Origin of the sequence: Sulfitobacter geojensis (assembly GCF_000622325.1) — a bacterium.
Lineage (GTDB): Bacteria > Pseudomonadota > Alphaproteobacteria > Rhodobacterales > Rhodobacteraceae > Sulfitobacter > Sulfitobacter geojensis.
Map to the genome: position 1 here is coordinate 1,043,670 of NZ_JASE01000005.1, position 16,841 is coordinate 1,060,510.

Here is a 16,841-nt window from a genome sequence, read left to right on the forward strand (position 1 = left end):
CGGAGGCTCCTGTTTTGCGCTTCTTAGCGGGGCCGGGCGCGCGAGGGAAGTGCCACAGCGTTGAACGGCAGGATAAAGCCCGCGGTGTCACACCTTGTAGTAATCGCGATACCAGTCGACAAAATGCTGGATGCCGGTGGCGATGGGCGTGACAGGACGTTGCCCCGTCAGTGTATGCAGCAGCGTTGCATCGGCCCAGGTGGCGGGCACATCGCCGGGTTGGATGTCGTGGAAGGTTTTGATCGCCTCCCGCCCGCAGGCGGTTTCGATGGCTGCGATGAAATCCAGCAGTTTGACGGGGCTGTCATTGCCGATGTTCACCACGCGAAATGGGGCATTGGGTGAAATACTGTCGCCCTCGACGGGGTTTGCGGGGTCCGGTATCGCGTCAGCAAGCGCAAGGATAGAGGCGACCAGATCATCCACATAGGTAAAGTCGCGTTGCATCTTGCCGTGGTTATAGACGTCGATGGGGTCACCGTTCAGGATCGCACGGGTGAATTTGAAATGCGCCATATCGGGGCGTCCCCACGGGCCGTAGACCGTAAAGAAACGGTACATCGTCGTGGGCAGGTTATAAAGGTGCGCATAGCTGTGGGCGAGGTTCTCGGTCGCCTTCTTTGTCGCTGCATAAAACGACATCTGGGTGTCGACCTTGTCGGTTTCGGCGTAGGGCAGTTTGGTGTTCGCCCCGTAAACCGAGGAGCTCGAGGCCAGCAGCATATGCTTGGGCGGGAAGGTGCGGGCAGCCTCAAGAAGTTCGAACGTGCCCATCAGGTTCGCCTCAACATAAGCGCGGGGCATCTGGATCGAATGGCGCACACCGGCTTGCGCGGCAAGGTGGATCACGATGTCGGGCCGGTGTTGTTCAAACAGGGTCAACAACACACCGGGCGTTTCGATTTTGTCGTTGACGACCTGAAACTGCGCATGTTCTAGCAGCATTTCCTGACGGCGCTGTTTGAGGGTTACATCATAGTAATCCGACATGCTGTCGATGCCCACAACGCGCCAACCGGCATCCAGCAGGGCAAGCGAGGTGAAGTAACCGACAAAACCGGAAGAACCTGTCACAAGGGCGGTTTTCACAGATCAATCTCCAAGGTGGCGTTGGGCGTGGCTGCGCGGGATTGGCACAGGATCATCGCCTCTTCGCGTTGCGCGGCGGACAGCACAAAATCGCGGTGTTCTACGGCCCCCTTAAGGACGCCGCATTTGCACACGCCGCAGATGCCATCGCTGCATTTGATGTCGACGGGCAATCCCGCAGCGATCAAAGCGTCCGATGCTGATTGATCCGCAGGTACGGCAATTTCACGACCCGATTTGAGGCGCAGGGTGAACGGATGGTTCACGTACTCCGGCAGTTCGGGCGTTGAGAAATACTCAAGATGCCGCTGCGCTTCGGGGATGTTTGAGGCGATTGCACTGTCCATAACGGCTTGCATGTAGGTATCGGGACCGCAGGTGTAAACATGTGCACCCTTTGGTAACGCAGACATGATCGCGGGCAAATCCGCGCGGCTGCCCTCATCCGACATGTGCAGGTGGACACGGCTGGCCCAAGGCATCGCTTTCAGAATGTCGCAAAAGGCCGCGGCAGCGCGGGTGCTGGCGGAATAATGCAGATCGAATGGCCGCCCAAGGGCGTGCAACCGGTGCGCAAAAGCAATCATTGGTGTCACTCCGATCCCGCCACCCATGAGCAGGGAATGGGGGGCGTCCTCGACCAGTTCAAAATGGTTCACGGGTTTGGAGACAAATACACGCCGGTTCGCGGTGAAGACGCGGTGCAGCAGGGAAGAACCGCCGCGCCCTTCGTCTTCGCGCAGCACCGCGATCTGGTATTTGGACCGGTCCGCCGGATCACTGAGCAGGGAATAGGGGCGCAGAAATTCGGGGGCGACAACCAGATCTAGATGGCCACCGGCGGTCCATGCTGGCAGGTCCGCCCCTTGCGGATCGCTAAAGGTGTAAAGCGTCACCGCATCGGTCAGCGCATCTACACCCGTGACGCGTAAATCCAGCACCGGCGCATCACCCGCCCCCTGATAAAGATGCAAATGATCCGTGTCGCCTGCGGCGGTCTTGGCTCGGTGCTCATCGGCACTGATCAAGGCCGCATGCGCGGCGATCCCCGCTTCGCGGTTCATCGGATCGGGATAGGGCCAAGGGTGCGGGGCCAGCGGTGCGGGATAAACGGCCAAGGTCTGATCTTCGAATTTCAGGTCCAGATCGGTCTGCAAATCGCGGGTGTTCACAGGTGCAGCAGGGGCGGCGAACCCGCCATCGGCTTTCATCTCAATGTCCCACCACCACTTTTTGACAGGGTTCAGCCCGCCATTGCCCAGCTTGTCGTCCAGTTTGGCCAGCATCGGTGCTGCCTTGGGGATGTGCATTGCCGCCCAGCGAAACGGGGCTTCGGCGAATAATCCTTCCAAATTCCAAGGGCAGGTTTTCATACAACGCCCACACATGCCGCCCCCTTGGTTGGTGATCCGGTAGGTGGCGCATTTCTGGCTGTCGGATTTCCAGATCTCATAGCCGTTGAACATTTTTTTAGGCCCTGCGGTGATCGCACCGGAGGGGCATTCGCGGGCGCATTTGTTGCAGGCTTCGCAGAACTTTTGCAGGCCAAAGTCGATCGGCATGTCATGTTCAACCGGCATGGTCGTGGTGACGACGCCCGATTTCAGACGCGGGCCAAGGAAGGGGTTCAGGATCACCTCGCCGATGCGGCTGACCTCGCCCAGACCGGCCAGCAGTAAAAGCGGCGGTTGCAACACATCACCATCCATCACCGTATGGGATTTGGAGGCATAGCCAAGGTTGCGCATGTGTTGGGCGATGATGCCGCCAATGATCGAAAACCGAAGGTAGGCGCGCATGCTTTGCGACACGCTGATCCAGTCATCACCTGACGAGCCATCAGTGGTTTCGAACCCCTGATCGATAATCAGCGACAGGGCCTGATCGTGGGGCGGCGTGATGGGCGTGCCGGTGGCATCATGGCTGTACCACGTCCAGTCGGGACAGGCCGATAGGCCGGAGGCATCGCTGCCAAGGAAATAACTGGCGGCCTTCAGGTTGGCGGCGTTGCGGGCGGGGTCCGCGCCTGATCGCTCAGCCGATACCGCGCCGTCCTGCAACAAAATCAATGCGCCCAGCAAGCGCCGTTGCGCCGCGGCGGGGGCGGATTTGACCACGTGCTGCCCGCCCTTCATCGCGTCCTGGACCTTTGGCCCCATGTCGCCGAACTGGCCACGGGCAAACAAATCGCTGCGCTTGGGCACGCGCGGCACGTTGGGCGCGTCGATATAGGTTGTCGGGTCGGGCACACGTTTCAGCGTTTCAAAAGGATGCGCGCCATCGACGTAATCGCGTTTTGCAAACGGATCGCTGGTGCCTGCGCGCAGCCCGCCATGGGTGCCAAGTTTCCATGACAACCCATTCAGGATGCCCTGCGGTTGTTCGGCCATTGGGGCAAGCGGCATGTCGGGGCTCAACACCATATCCGTGCTGACCACAGCCAGCCCGAAGCGCGTGCCAAGCCAAGGGTTCTGTAATGTTCCGTTTTCCCAAACCGCCAGACCGCTTGCGAGCGCACATGTGCCAAGGTTGATGTCCGATGTCGTCGCGGAATGGACGCGGGCGTCAAATCCAAGCTGGCGGATATAATCGGCGATCACGGTCGCGTTTTCCGTGGCGCGCAGTGCGGCGCGCTCGGCCTGTATATCGACGATCCAGTCCGTGCCGGATTCGTCAGGGCGCGGATCACGACCATAGGCGAACAGGATCACCACCGCGTGGCTGTGATCAGGCAGCGGCGGCACGGGCGTTGTTGCCGCCTCGCGCAGATTGGCCATGATCACGTCAACACCTGCGGCCAGCGTCTTGGTCTGGCGGCTGCGCAGATCTTCGGCCAGCGCTTCGGTGCCCGCGCTTTGACGCGGTTCGCCCAGACGGGCGGCATCGGGCAAGGCGCAAATACCCATCATCGAAGCATCGTTATAGTACCCGAAGGCCTTGATATGATTTGCTCTTTCCGTCGGATCTTTGGGAATTTCCGCGCGCACCGGATTGGCTTTTCCTGCGCGCAGCACGTCCATCATCGCCTGATAGGGAGCCATCGCATTGGCAATGCTCTGCGGTGTTTCCGGCCGCTCGAAACGGGTCTCGGGGAATGGAATATCGGGCATTTGCGCGGGCAGGCCAGAACGTCGTTGAAGCCGTTCAAGGGGATAGCCCCCCAAATGCAGCGGGCGGTTTTTGGAGGAGAAAATCTTCATTGTTCCGGCTTGCCATAGCACGGTGCAGAAAACCAGAGCCGCGCGCGCTGGCCAGTACAGACAAACCTGTTATCAAGAGGCACAGCAAGGAAAGGTCCGCAGATGAGCACCACCCATGAAGCAGATGAAGACATCCGCAATCGCGACATCAAAATCTATGTGAACGGCGATATCGTGCACCGCGATGCGGCGAAAGTGTCGGTTTATGACAGCGGTTTCATGCTGGGGGACGGCATCTGGGAAGGTATGAGGCTGTACGATGGCGTATGGGCCTTTTTCGACGAACATATGGACCGGTTTTTCAACTCCTGCAAAACCATTTCAATGGATGTGGGTATGGACAAGGCCGGCATCGCAGAGGCCATGCGCCAAACGGCCAAGGCCAATGGCATGACAGGTGATGTGCATTGCCGCCTGATGCTGACCCGTGGCATCAAAGACAAGCCGTTCCAGCATCCGCAGCTTAGTACCTCGGGGCCGACGTTGGTCATCATCATGGAGCACTCCAAACCCGTGGACCGGTTGCAATCGGCGGGCATCCGGCTGGCCACGGTGCCGCAGGTGCGCGGGTTGCCGATGGCGCAAGACCCCAAGCTGAATTCCCATTCCAAGCTGAACTGCATCATCGCCTGTTTGCAGGCAGAGGCGGCGGGCGCGGATGAGGGTTTGATGCTGGACCCGCAAGGATTTGTGAACACTACCAACGCGTGCAACTTCTTTATTGTGCGTCGGGGCGAGGTTTGGACCTCGACCGGGGATTACTGCATGAACGGGGTTACGCGGCAGAAGGTGATTGATCTGTGCCGCACAAATGGCATTCCGGTGTTTGAAAAGAACTTTTCGCTATATGAAACCTATGGTGCGGACGAGGCTTTTCTGACTGGCACGTTCGGCGCACAGACACCGGTGGCGGAAATTGACGGTAAACCGATTGGCACGGGCGAACGTCCCGTGACGGCCCGCATTCAGGCGCTGTACAAGGAGCTGATCCGCGCGCATGTGGCGGCGTTGTCTTAGGGTAAATCCCCGATCAGAATAGCGCGGAAATCATTGACATTCGTGCCGGTGGGACCGGTGACAAACAGATCATCCGTGGCCGCGAAAGCGCTGTAGGCATCATTGTGTTGCAGATGCGTTTGCGGGTCACTGCCGGCACGGCGCATCCTGTCTGCGGTGGTGCCATCGACGAAGGCACCTGCGTTATCCTCTGATCCGTCGATCCCGTCTGTGTCGGCGGCCAGCGCGTGCATTCCCGCCACCCCGTCCAGTGCCAGCGCCAGCGCGAGCTGGAATTCGCTGTTGCGCCCGCCGCGTCCCTTATGGCGCAGGGTGACGGTGGTTTCACCGCCGGACAACAAGACAACAGGTGCAGGATAGGGGAAACCGGTGTCGGCAACCTGACGCGCCAGCGCCGCATGTACTTGGGCGACATCGCGCGCTTCGCCCTCGATCCGGTCGGACATCACCCATGCGTTAACGCCTTTGGCGCGGGCGGCTTTCGCAGCCGCATCCAGTGAAATCGCGGCGGAGGCGATGATACGGGTTTCGTTGCGGTCGACCAGACGGGGCGCTTCGCCGTCGCACTGTGCGTCAAGGTGGGTCATCAACCGGTCGGGCAGGATGATCCCGCGGGCCCGTATCATCGCGGCAACGCTGCTTGGTTGTGGGCGTCCGGCCACGGTTGGTCCTGACGCAACTTCGCCCGCCGCGTCGCCGGGCACATCGGACACGATCAGGCTGCATACCTGCGCCGGAGCGGCCAGTTCTGCCAAGCGCCCGCCGTTGATACCGCTGAAACATTTGCGAATGTCGTTCATCACCGAGATCGGTGCGCCCGATGCCAACAGTGCCTCGTTCAGCTCTTGCAGGTCGGCCAGTTCCAACCCCTCCGGCGGATCAGGCAGCAGGGACGATCCACCGCCGCAAACCAGCGCAATCACCAGATCGTCAGGGCCAAGGCCGGTCACTGCCGCCTTTAACGCCTGCGCAGCTTGCAATCCGGCAGCGTCCGGCACCGGATGCGCGGCCTCCATCACTTTGATCGAAGTGCAAGGCGCGCCGTAGCCGTATCGCGTGACGATCACGCCTGAGTACGGCCCGTCCCAAAGTGCCTCGAAAGCCTGTGCCAGTTGCGCGGCCCCTTTGCCGGCACCAACCACCACCGTGCGGCCCTTGGGTTTGACGGGCAGGCGGCCTTGCAGTGCTTTTAACGGGTCCGCTGCCGCGACGGCACAGTCAAACAGATGGCTTAAAAAGGCGCGGCGCGTGTTGGTCATCAAAACTCCTGCGGGTCAACTGACCCCGAAAATATCGCGGGTGAACACCTTGTCTTCTACATCACTCAAATCGGCAGAGGCACGATTGGCAACGATCACATCGCATTCGGTCTTGAACGCTTCAAGATCGGTGACGACTTCGCAACCCATGAATTTCTTTTTACCCAGAGAAGGTTCATAAACCAGCACCCTGATCCCTGCATCGCGAATGTCGCGGATCACACCCTGCACCGAGGTCTGGCGGAAATTGTCTGAACCCGCTTTCATCACCAACCGGTGGATGCCCACCGTTTGCGGCCCCATTTCAATCACCTTGCTGGCGATATATTCCTTGCGCGTCTTATTGGCCTGAACCACGGCCCGCATCAGGTTTTGTGGCACATCCGAAAAGTTGGCCAGCAGTTGTTTGGTATCCTTGGGCAGACAGTATCCGCCATAGCCGAAGGACGGGTTGTTATAATGCGTGCCGATGCGCGGATCGAGGCCGATGCCTTCAATGATCTCGCGGGCATTCATATCGGCGCTCAGCGCATAGCTGTCGAGTTCGTTAAAAAAGGCGACCCGCAGGGCAAGGTAGGTATTGGCAAACAGCTTGATTGATTCCGCTTCTTCGGGGCCCGTGAAGAGCAAGGGGATATTGGTGGCCTGTGCGCCATCGGCCATCAGCTGGGCAAATCCGCGCGCGGCGGGGGTGTCTGCGCCAACCACAATCCGCGAGGGGTTGAGGTTGTCATGCAAGGCTTGTCCTTCGCGCAGGAACTCGGGGCAGAAAAAGATGTTTTCGCTGCCGATGCTCTCGCGCATCCGGCGCACAAACCCGACGGGCACGGTGGATTTTACAATCAGCGCGGCGGCCGGATTGGCCTTATGTGCCATAGCGAGGACCTGTTCGACCGATGAGGTGTCGAAAAAGTCGGTTTTGGGATCGTAATCTGTGGGGGTTGCAACCACAATATAGTCAGCATCGGCGCAGGCCGCTTCGGCATCGGTTGTGGCGCTCAGGTGCAATGTGCGGTTCGCCAGCCAATCTGACAGCGCCTTTTCCTCGATCGGCGAGGTGCGGGCGTTGATCATCGCAACACGTTCCGGCGAAACATCAACCGCGACGACCGTATTGTGCTGGGCCAATAAGACTGCGTTGGACAGCCCAACGTATCCAATGCCAAATACTGAAATTTTCATAAGCTGCTCAGCCCTATTTTTAACGGAGATACCTGTCATATTCCCATCTTGCTGGCAATATCAGTGCCACGAAAGGGGGGCATCGCCACAACAGGTGGTGCAACACTGCCTTGAAAACAAGCGGGGCGAGGGCAGGCGCAGCGGTTTTCACGTCGCGACGCAAGATGCATCTGTCGCCGCAATTATTGATGGCCGACACAAGACACAATGCGGTGCAGGTCACGTTCACCTGGCTTTGCGCCGCGCGCTGGTGGAAAATCTAGGGACCATGCCTTAGGCAAAGCATGGCCCGTATCCAGATCGCGGTCCGTGTTTGCTGATGTTAGCCGTGCACTTGCGTGTTGAAGGTGGAGGGCAGGGTCGCCTCGATCAGCTCACAGTCCGCAGAGGCATTCACATAGCGGGCTTTCAGGAACGGCGGCAGCACAAAAGCGTCCCCCGCCACCAGATCATGCGGCTCGGCACCTTCTGCTTCGACCTCAAGGGTCAGGGTGCCCTCTTTGACAAAGGTGAACAGGATATCCGTGTCATGGCTGGACCATGGTGTGGTGCCGGACCCGTCAGGCCGGGCGACCGTAACACCCGCGACGCCGCCGGTGCCTGCGCCAATGCCGGTGTCGCGGGCGTCCCAACCGGGGATGCGCCACGGGGCCCAGACGGCCTCCGCTTCTTTGTGGTGGACAAATTTACTGCCGCTCCAGTCGCGGTCGGGGTTGATGGTGCCATTGGGCAATTCCATCTCATGATCAATGGTGGTGACATGTTCGGCAGGCACGCCCAGTTCCAGCACTTCAACGTTATCCGAGGCTTCGAGCACGCGGTGACGGATCTGCGGCGGCTGGATCACGCAATCACCGGCGTTCAGGATAAACGGGTCGCCCTGATCTTCGTAAACCAGCCGCACCCAGCCGCGATAGCAAAAGATCAGCTGAAATCCGACCGTGTGATAATGGACCATATCGGGCACCGGCCCGCCATCAGGGATGCGGATATGCGAGGCAATGATGGACCCGCCCAGCCGGTCGGTAATCAGATCGCGATAGCGCATGCCCGCGCGGCCAATCACCCATGAATCGCTGTCGGCCAAGCGGCGCACCATAAAGGAATGGCGGGTTTCGGGGATCACCAGTGGCGGGTTGGCGTCATGTATTTCAACGCGGTTACCGTTGGGCGAGGTCAGGGTGGCACCCCCGTCTGTCCCATCGGTCAATGTGGCAGGTTCATCCGCATAAAGGCGCAGCAAGGCGGGTGCGACATCGGCATCACGGTCTAGCCGCAAGCGCAGACCATGGCCCGAGATCACAGCGACCGAAGGATCATCGGCCGGAAAGATCAGATCAAGCCGGAAACCAAGGGTGTTTAAAAAGAAAGGCATCTCGGTTTTCAGATCGGTGACAGGCAGGACCAGTTCGCCGGTTTGGATATTATCGGTTGAGGTGGACACAGTGCCGCTCCTGAGGTGTATGAATATGGATGTATTTCCCCAATCCATCGCCGATTAAATATGAAGCGTCAATGGGCAGCGCCCGATCCGTCACCTTGGTTCCACAAGACGGGTCGATATTCCGGATGCGCGACGGTAAACTCCGCCCGTGCGACACAACCCCTTACAAAGAGAACCCGACATGCCGAAACTGCTGATCACCCGTCCCCTGCCGCAATCGGTGTTGGAGGCGGCCAAAGCGTCATTCGACGTGACGGTGCGCGCTGAAACCACACCGCTGAGTGTCGCAGAGCGCACCGCTGCGCTGCGCGATTATGATGCGGTTCTGCCAACTCTGGGCGATCAGTTTCCGGCAGATGCCTTTGCAGACCAGCCGCGGGCGCGCATTCTGGCGAATTTTGGTGTGGGGTTTAATCACATTGATGCAGGTGCGGCGCGTGCGGCGGGTCTTGAGGTGACCAACACCCCCGGTGCCGTCACCGACGCCACGGCCGATATTGCCATGACCCTCATGCTGATGACCTGCCGGCGCGCAGGCGAAGGCGAACGGATGGTGCGTGCGGGAAATTGGCCGGGATGGCATCCGACGCAGCTGTTGGGCATGCATGTCAGCGGCAAGACTTTGGGCGTGGTCGGCATGGGGCGGATCGGTAAGGCGATTGCAAAACGTGCCGCTGCCGGTTTCGGGATGAAGGTCGTGTTTTACAACCGCTCGCCGGTCCGCGATCTGCCGTTCGAGGCGACACAGCTGGAAGACCTGCACGCGGTTATGAAGGCGGCAGATGTGGTCGTGCTGGCCGTGCCCGCGACGCCGCAAACGCATCACCTGATTGACACGGCAGCTTTGGCGGCGATGTCGCCGGACAGCTATCTGGTAAATATTGCGCGCGGCGATGTGATCGACGAACAGGCGCTGGTCACCGCGTTGCAAGAGAACCGCATCGCGGGGGCCGGACTGGATGTGTATGAATTCGAACCCAAAGTGCCCGCCGCTCTGATCGCGCTGGAAAACGTCACCCTGCTGCCGCATCTTGGCACTTCGGCGCAAGAAGTGCGCGAACAGATGGGGGTGATGGCGGTCGACAACCTTGTGGCGTTTTTTGACGGCAAGCCGGTGCCCAACCCCGTTTAACGTTCTCGGTTTTATCAACAAAAAAGGGGCGCACCGACTGGCACGCCCCTTTTTCTTTCTGGCTTGTCAGGCTTACTTCCAGCCAACAGCGTTAAAAATCTTCTGCGCTTCGGGCAGGTTTTTCGCAACGTCCGACAGGTTCACATCATCCGCTTTAAATTCACCCAGCTTTGCAACGCTTTCGCTGCGCTTTACGCTTGGCACTGCGGGGAATTCATCGTTGCCGGCCGAGAAATACTGCTGCGCCTGATCGGAGGACAGGTATTCAAGGAAAGCGATCGCGTTTTCCTTGTGCGGTGCATGTGCCGCGACGCCACCACCGGACAGGTTCATATGCGCGCCTTCGGCATCCTGCGCCGGAAAGATCCAGCCGATTTGATCGATGTCCGCACTCAGGCCTTTGACGTCGGTGCGCAGGGCGCGGGCAAAGTAATAGGTGTTTGCAACAGAGATATCGCACTGGCCCGACACGATGCCGCGCAGCTGGTCGGTGTCGCCGCCTTCGGGATCACGCGCAAAGTTGGCAACCATGCCGGCAGCCCACTCGGTCGCCGCTTCCACACCGTGGTTTTCAATGATCGAGGCCAGCAATGTCTGGCTATAAACGTTCGACGAGGAGCGGTGGCAGACCATGCCCTTGTACGCGGGGTCGGCCAGCGAGACGTAATCCATTGGCGGGTTTTGCACTTCGTCTTTGTCATAAAAGATGATCCGTGCACGCTGCGAGAACGCGAACCACTGGTTGTCACGGTCTTGCAGATTGCCGGGAATGCGGTCTTCCAGAACGGCATTGTCGATGGATTGCAGCACGCCCATTTCCTTGGCGCGGGCAAGGCGGGAGGTATCAACGGTCAACAGAACATCGGCCGGCGAATTCGCACCCTCGGCCTGCATGCGGGCCAGCAGCTCGTCTGCTTTCCCTTCGATGCGGTTGATGGTGATGCCGGTGGCTTCGGTGAAGTCGGAGTAAAGCCGCTCGTCTGTGTCATAGTGGCGCGAGGAATAGAGGTTCAGCTCTTTTGCGTCATCAGCGAAGGCGTTGCCCGCCATCAGCGTCGATGCGGCCAGTACTGCGGTAGTGGATTTTGTGAAGAACGACATGGGAATCCTTGGGTGTGAGTAGTTTACTGATTTACTCGACTACCCGAGATTCGGGTGCAGGGCAATATTCTTTATTGAAATAGTCGGGAATTGCGGGCGCACCATTCGGGTGCTTTTCGTCTCTGGTGGCGTGGCGTGGCCTTGCGCACGATCCAGCTTTCACTTGATTACAGCCCTTGTTAGCGCTAACCATGCGTCAAAATTAATGCGCGACGCCCTTAAGGAGCTTTTGTCATGACCACCAAAGTAGCAATTAACGGATTTGGCCGCATTGGACGATGCACCCTACGGGCTGTTTTCGAAAGCGGGCGCAAGGACATAGAGGTTGTTGCAATCAACGATCTGGCTCCGGTCGACCATCTGGCGCATCTGCTGAAATACGACTCGGTACATGGCACTTTCCAGCGCGACGTTTCCGTTAAAGGGGACACGCTGGTCATCGACGGTCATGAAATCCGCCTGACGGCAATGCCCAATCCGGCAGAACTGCCATGGGGCGATGTGGATGTGGCGCTGGAATGCACGGGCCGCTTTAACAGCCGCGATCAGGCGGCAGCACATCTGGAAAACGGATCGAAACGCGTGCTGGTATCGGCACCCGCGTCCAAGGCGGACCGCACGGTCGTTTACGGTGTAAACCACGATGAACTGACCGGCGATGATGTGGTCGTTTCGAATGCGTCCTGCACAACGAACTGTCTTGCTCCGGTTGCCAAGGTTCTGGATGATGCCTTTGGCCTGACCACCGGCTACATGACTACGATCCACGCCTATACCGGCGATCAGCCCTCCCATGACCGTGACCATTCCGACCTTTATCGCGCACGCGCCTGCGCGCTTTCGATGATCCCGACGTCAACCGGCGCTGCGCGGGCGATCTCGCTGGTGCTGCCGCATCTTGAGGGCCGTCTTGAAGGGTCTGCCATTCGTGTACCCACGGCAAACGTGTCCTTGGTCGACCTCAGCTTTATGCCTGAGCGCAGCGCAACTGTTGAATCCGTAAACGCCGCGATCCAGACGGCGGCGAACGGCGCGTTGAAAGGCGTGTTGGGATATGAGGAAGCGCCGCTGGTTTCTTCTGATTTCAACCACAACCCGATGTCGTCGATCTTTGCGCCTGCGCAAACCAGCGTGACCTCGGCGGGCATGGTGCGTGTGGTCAGCTGGTATGACAACGAGTGGGGCTTCTCCAACCGGATGCTCGACACGGCTGTTCATATCGGCGGTTTGATCTAGAAGCGATGCACCAGCCCGAACCGGTTTGACACCGCTTAATTCGGGCCTAGTCTGCCGATACGCGCTTTCGTATCAAAAGGACTGACCATGACCCTTCGCCCCCTTGGGATCGACCCGACACAGTGTTTTATCGGGGGGCGCTGGGTACCATCGCAAAGCGGTGAAACCCTTGATCTGCGCAACCCGTCTGATGGCAGCACGCTGTGCGCCATCGCCAAAGGCAACGCGCAAGATATCGACACAGCCGTTCAAGCCGCCGAGGCGGCGCTGGCATCCGACTGGGGGAGGCTCGCGAATTTCGAACGCGGCCGCATCCTTGCGCGGATCGGGCAAGAGGTGTTGAAACACGTCGATGCCCTGGCCGAACTCGAAGCGCTTGATGTCGGCAAGCCGCTGAAACAAGCGCGTGCTGATGTGATCGCGCTGGCGCGCTATATGGAGTTTTACGGCGGTGCGGCGGACAAGATCCACGGCACGACAATCCCTTATCTTGACGGTTATACCGTTTATGCGATGCGCGAACCGCATGGGGTAACGGGGCATATCATCCCGTGGAATTACCCGATGCAGATCATCGGGCGTTCTGTCGGGGCGGCCTTGGCGATGGGCAATGCCGCCGTGTTGAAACCCGCCGAGGAAGCCTGTTTGACCGCGCTGGCCTTTGCGCAGATCGCCCATGATGCGGGATTGCCTGCCGGTGCGCTGAACGTTGTTCCCGGACTGGGGGCTGAGGCCGGTGCCGCGCTGACCGCCCACCCCGGCGTGCGCCATATCTCGTTTACGGGATCGGTGGGCGTGGGCAAATTGATCCAGAGCAGTGCAGCGGCGAATGTGGTCCCCGTCACACTGGAACTTGGTGGTAAATCCCCGCAACTGGTGTTCGAAGATGCGGATGTCGACGCGGCGTTGCCCTTCCTGACCAACGCCGGCATTCAGAACGCGGGACAGACCTGTTCGGCCTCATCGCGCATTCTTGTCCATACCAGCCGCTACGACGAGGTCGTCACCGGCATGGCCAAACGCTATGCCGCGTTGCGTGCCGGACCGGCGATGAAGGATCTGGATGTCGGACCGCTTGTGTCCATGCGACAAAAGCAAATAGTTGAGGGGTTTCTTGCGAAGGGCAGTGATCTTGAGGTCGCGGCCCGTGGCGAGATCATGGCGGATGCGCCAAAAGGCGGGGCCTATGTTGCGCCAACGCTCTTCACCGGCGTTTCGGCGGATCACGTTCTTGCGCAGGATGAAATCTTTGGCCCTGTGCAGGTGGTCATCCCCTTCGACACCGAAGAAGAAGCTGTGCAAATTGCCAATGGCACGGCTTACGGGCTGGTCGCTTCGGTCTGGTCGGCCAACGGGGCGCGACAGATGCGGTTGGCGAAACAACTGCGCGCGGGGCAGGTGTTTCTGAACAACTACGGCGCGGGTGGTGGCGTTGAGCTGCCCTTTGGCGGTTCGGGTCTTTCGGGCCATGGGCGCGAAAAAGGGTTCGAGGCGCTGTATGGATTTTCGACCCTCAAAACGGTCGCGGCATTGCACGGATAGGAGCAGCAAATGAGAATGAACGGTAAAACGGCTATCGTCACAGGTGGATCATCAGGATTTGGTGCTGGCATTGTGCGCAAGTTTCACGCTGAAGGGGCGCGTGTGTTGATCGCAGACCTGAACGCTGAGATGGGGCAGGAACTGGCCAATGAACTGGGCGAAGGTGTCGAGGTGATCGTCACAAACGTTGCCGACGGCGCGAGTGTGCAGGCCATGGCCGACCGGTGTATCGATCTTTGGGGGCAGATCGACGTGCTGGTTAACAATGCGGGCGTCACCCATTTGCCCGCCCCGATGGAAACCATCAGCGAGGATGATTTTGACAAGGTCATCGCAGTGAATGTGAAATCCGTATACCTGACGGCAAAATCCATTGTGCCACTGATGAAGGCCCGTGGCACCGGTGCTATCCTTAATGTCGCCTCCACCGCCGGTGTCAGTCCGCGCCCGAACCTCAGTTGGTATAACGCGTCCAAGGGGTGGATGAACAACGCGACCAAAGGCATGGCGGTTGAGCTGGCCCCCGCTGGTGTGCGGGTCAATGCGTTAAATCCCGTTGCTGGTGAAACACCATTGCTGAAAAGTTTTATGGGTGAGGACACGCCGGAAATGCGCACCAAGTTCCTGTCCACGATCCCGCTGGGCCGCTTTTCCACGCCTGAGGATATGGGCAATGCCGCCTGCTATCTGTGCTCGGACGAGGCAAGCATGATCACGGGTGTTTGCATGGAGGTCGACGGCGGCCGCTGCATCTGACCGGAAACAGTTGCCTAAACGTCATTTTACCCGTAAGAACGGCCATGTTAACGCTAACAGTAGGTGATTCATGGCCGTTCATCCCAAACTCCAGCAGATAACCGACCGTATCGTGGCGCGCAGCGCTGCACCGCGCAGCGCCTATCTTGAACGCATGCGCGCAGCGGCCAGCAAGGGGCCATCGCGCGCCCACCTATCATGCAGCGGACAGGCCCATGCCTATGCGGCAGCGGGCGAGGATCAAGGCAAACTGGCAACGGGTATCGGTGGCAACCTCGGGATCGTGACCGCCTACAATGACATGCTGTCGGCACACCAACCTTTCGAGGTGTTTCCCGATGTGCTGCGCGCTGCGGCCCGCAGTGTCGGTGGCACCGCACAGGTTGCGGGCGGCGTACCGGCAATGTGTGACGGCGTGACACAAGGCGAGGCTGGGATGGAGCTGAGCCTGTTTTCGCGTGACGTAATCGCGATGGCGGCCGGCGTCGCGCTCAGCCACAATGTTTTCGATGCTGCCGTATTTCTTGGCGTCTGTGACAAGATCGTGCCGGGGTTGGTGATCGGCGCACAGGCGTTCGGTCACCTGCCGGCCGTGTTTGTGCCGGCGGGCCCGATGACCAGCGGTCTGGCCAACGACGACAAGGCAATGGTTCGCCAGAAATTTGCCGCCGGTGAATGTGGTCGTGAAGAGCTGATGGCCGCCGAGATGGCCGCCTATCACGGCCCCGGCACTTGCACGTTCTATGGCACGGCGAACACCAACCAGATGCTGATGGAATTCATGGGGCTGCACCTGCCCGGGTCCAGCTTTGTCACGCCCAACACCGGCATGCGCGAGGCCCTGACCGCCGAAGGGGCCCGTCGCGCCTTGTCGCTGTCGGCACTGGGCGACAGCTACACACCGGTCTGTGATATTCTTGACGAAAAGGCATTTGTGAACGGTATGGTCGGCCTGATGGCGACGGGCGGGTCGACGAACCTTTTGATCCATATGGTTGCGATGGCGCGGGCAGGGGGCATTGTTCTGACGCCCGAAGATTTCTCGGAGGTGTCCGAACTGGTGCCGTTGCTGGCGCGGGTCTATCCGAATGGTTTGGCTGACGTGAACCACTTTCATGCTGCGGGGGGGCTCGGCCTCGTGATCAGCGAATTGCTGAAAGGTGGGTTGTTACACCCCGACACGATGACGGTCGCGGGCAGGGGGCTTGCGCTTTATACTCAAGAACCGTTTTTGCAGGACGACGAACTGGTCTGGAAGGCCGGTACTGACGTCAGCCTGAACGACAAGATTGTCAGCACGATCGACGCCCCTTTTGCCGCAACAGGCGGTTTGAAACATCTCAAGGGATCGTTGGGGGCAGGCGTGATCAAAGTCTCGGCGGTGAAACCTGAATTCCACATCATTGAGGCGCCAGCGCGGGTGTTCCATTCGCAGGAGGACGCCAAGGCCGCGTTCAAAGCTGGCGAATTTACCGGTGATGTCATCGTTGTGGTCCGCTTTCAGGGGCCAAAGGCTAACGGCATGCCGGAGCTGCACAGCCTGACGCCGATGCTCGCGATCCTTCAGGGACGCGGGCAAAAGGTGGCGTTGGTCACGGACGGGCGCATGTCCGGCGCGTCTGGCAAAGTGCCCGCAGCGATCCATGTCTGCCCCGAAGCGGTGGACGGCGGCCCGATTGCACAGGTGCAGGATGGCGATATGCTGCGTCTGGATGCGGTTAGCGGAACCTTGGAAAACCTGAACGCCGATGCCGCTGCGCGACCCTTGGCGTCGGCAGATTTAACCGGCGGCCATGCTGGCACGGGCCGCGAACTGTTCGCGCCGTTCCGTGCATCGGTGGGGGCTGCAGAAACAGGCGCAAGCGTCTTTGGATGGTAAGGAT

The 16,841-nt window shown here is 59.6% G+C and carries 12 protein-coding genes; 6 read left to right on the top strand and 6 right to left on the bottom strand.

What is annotated here, in order from left to right; all coding sequences use genetic code 11:
- Positions 1 to 87: 87 nt before the first annotated feature.
- Positions 88 to 1,089, bottom strand: a complete 1,002-nt coding sequence (locus Z947_RS0107155) for an NAD-dependent epimerase/dehydratase family protein (RefSeq protein ID WP_025043627.1) — start codon at positions 1,087 to 1,089, stop codon at positions 88 to 90.
- On the bottom strand, positions 1,086 to 4,289 hold the full coding sequence (locus Z947_RS0107160; protein ID WP_025043628.1) for a 2Fe-2S iron-sulfur cluster-binding protein: 3,204 nt from the start codon (positions 4,287 to 4,289) through the stop codon (positions 1,086 to 1,088). The genes Z947_RS0107155 and Z947_RS0107160 overlap by 4 nt, the downstream gene beginning before the upstream one ends.
- Before the next feature lie 102 nt (positions 4,290 to 4,391).
- Between Z947_RS0107160 and Z947_RS0107165 the strand changes: the two genes are divergently transcribed.
- Positions 4,392 to 5,306, top strand: coding sequence for an aminotransferase class IV (locus Z947_RS0107165; RefSeq protein WP_025043629.1), 915 nt, complete (start codon positions 4,392 to 4,394; stop codon positions 5,304 to 5,306).
- Here Z947_RS0107165 and Z947_RS0107170 read toward each other — a convergent pair.
- The 3 genes from Z947_RS0107170 to Z947_RS0107185 all read right to left on the bottom strand — a co-directional run bounded on the left by Z947_RS0107170 (position 5,303) and on the right by Z947_RS0107185 (position 9,122).
- Entirely contained in the window at positions 5,303 to 6,565 is a 1,263-nt protein-coding gene (locus Z947_RS0107170) for a glycerate kinase type-2 family protein (protein WP_025043630.1), read from the bottom strand. The two genes, Z947_RS0107165 and Z947_RS0107170, sit on opposite strands and share 4 nt — an antisense overlap.
- Positions 6,566 to 6,580: 15 nt before the next feature.
- Positions 6,581 to 7,747 (bottom strand): nucleotide sugar dehydrogenase, encoded by a 1,167-nt coding sequence (locus Z947_RS0107175; protein ID WP_025043631.1) that lies wholly within the window; start codon positions 7,745 to 7,747, stop codon positions 6,581 to 6,583.
- A gap of 322 nt (positions 7,748 to 8,069) precedes the next feature.
- Complete coding sequence (locus tag Z947_RS0107185; protein ID WP_156026689.1) at positions 8,070 to 9,122, bottom strand: cupin domain-containing protein; 1,053 nt, start codon at positions 9,120 to 9,122, stop codon at positions 8,070 to 8,072.
- A 250-nt stretch (positions 9,123 to 9,372) separates the two neighbouring features.
- On the opposite strand from Z947_RS0107185, the gene Z947_RS0107190 reads away from it, so the two are divergent.
- On the top strand, positions 9,373 to 10,323 hold the full coding sequence (locus tag Z947_RS0107190) for a 2-hydroxyacid dehydrogenase (protein ID WP_025043633.1): 951 nt from the start codon (positions 9,373 to 9,375) through the stop codon (positions 10,321 to 10,323).
- Positions 10,324 to 10,395: 72 nt separating this feature from the next.
- Here Z947_RS0107190 and Z947_RS0107195 read toward each other — a convergent pair whose 3' ends face one another.
- A complete protein-coding gene (locus tag Z947_RS0107195) occupies positions 10,396 to 11,424 on the bottom strand; it encodes a Fe(3+) ABC transporter substrate-binding protein (protein WP_025043634.1) in 1,029 nt (342 codons plus the stop codon).
- Positions 11,425 to 11,658: 234 nt separating this feature from the next.
- Here Z947_RS0107195 and gap point away from each other — a divergent pair, with 234 nt between their 5' ends.
- The 4 genes from gap (at position 11,659) to edd (ending at position 16,837) form a co-directional block, all read left to right on the top strand.
- Complete coding sequence (gene gap, locus Z947_RS0107200; RefSeq protein ID WP_025043635.1) at positions 11,659 to 12,660, top strand: type I glyceraldehyde-3-phosphate dehydrogenase; 1,002 nt, start codon at positions 11,659 to 11,661, stop codon at positions 12,658 to 12,660.
- An 87-nt stretch (positions 12,661 to 12,747) separates the two neighbouring features.
- The gene (locus tag Z947_RS0107205) at positions 12,748 to 14,202 is read left to right on the top strand and encodes an aldehyde dehydrogenase family protein (protein WP_025043636.1); all 1,455 of its coding nucleotides are present in this window, start codon (positions 12,748 to 12,750) and stop codon (positions 14,200 to 14,202) included.
- Positions 14,203 to 14,211: 9 nt separating this feature from the next.
- A complete protein-coding gene (locus tag Z947_RS0107210) occupies positions 14,212 to 14,958 on the top strand; it encodes an SDR family oxidoreductase (protein ID WP_025043637.1) in 747 nt (248 codons plus the stop codon).
- Between the two features lie 70 nt (positions 14,959 to 15,028).
- Positions 15,029 to 16,837: a phosphogluconate dehydratase gene (edd, locus tag Z947_RS0107215; RefSeq protein ID WP_025043638.1), complete on the top strand. Its 1,809-nt coding sequence runs from the start codon at positions 15,029 to 15,031 to the stop codon at positions 16,835 to 16,837.
- Positions 16,838 to 16,841 lie beyond the last annotated feature (4 nt).

Excerpts from the sequence above, each read along its gene's own strand:
- Z947_RS0107160 (WP_025043628.1), bottom strand. The coding sequence starts at position 4,289 with ATGAAGATTTTCTCCTCCAAAAACCGCCCGCTGCATTTGGGGGGCTAT.
- Z947_RS0107165 (WP_025043629.1), top strand. The coding sequence starts at position 4,392 with ATGAGCACCACCCATGAAGCAGATGAAGACATCCGCAATCGCGACATC.
- Z947_RS0107170 (WP_025043630.1), bottom strand. The coding sequence starts at position 6,565 with ATGACCAACACGCGCCGCGCCTTTTTAAGCCATCTGTTTGACTGTGCC.
- Z947_RS0107175 (WP_025043631.1), bottom strand. The coding sequence starts at position 7,747 with ATGAAAATTTCAGTATTTGGCATTGGATACGTTGGGCTGTCCAACGCA.
- Z947_RS0107185 (WP_156026689.1), bottom strand. The coding sequence starts at position 9,122 with ATGCCTTTCTTTTTAAACACCCTTGGTTTCCGGCTTGATCTGATCTTT.
- Z947_RS0107190 (WP_025043633.1), top strand. The coding sequence starts at position 9,373 with ATGCCGAAACTGCTGATCACCCGTCCCCTGCCGCAATCGGTGTTGGAG.
- Z947_RS0107195 (WP_025043634.1), bottom strand. The coding sequence starts at position 11,424 with ATGTCGTTCTTCACAAAATCCACTACCGCAGTACTGGCCGCATCGACG.
- gap (WP_025043635.1), top strand. The coding sequence starts at position 11,659 with ATGACCACCAAAGTAGCAATTAACGGATTTGGCCGCATTGGACGATGC.
- Z947_RS0107205 (WP_025043636.1), top strand. The coding sequence starts at position 12,748 with ATGACCCTTCGCCCCCTTGGGATCGACCCGACACAGTGTTTTATCGGG.
- Z947_RS0107210 (WP_025043637.1), top strand. The coding sequence starts at position 14,212 with ATGAGAATGAACGGTAAAACGGCTATCGTCACAGGTGGATCATCAGGA.
- edd (WP_025043638.1), top strand. The coding sequence starts at position 15,029 with ATGGCCGTTCATCCCAAACTCCAGCAGATAACCGACCGTATCGTGGCG.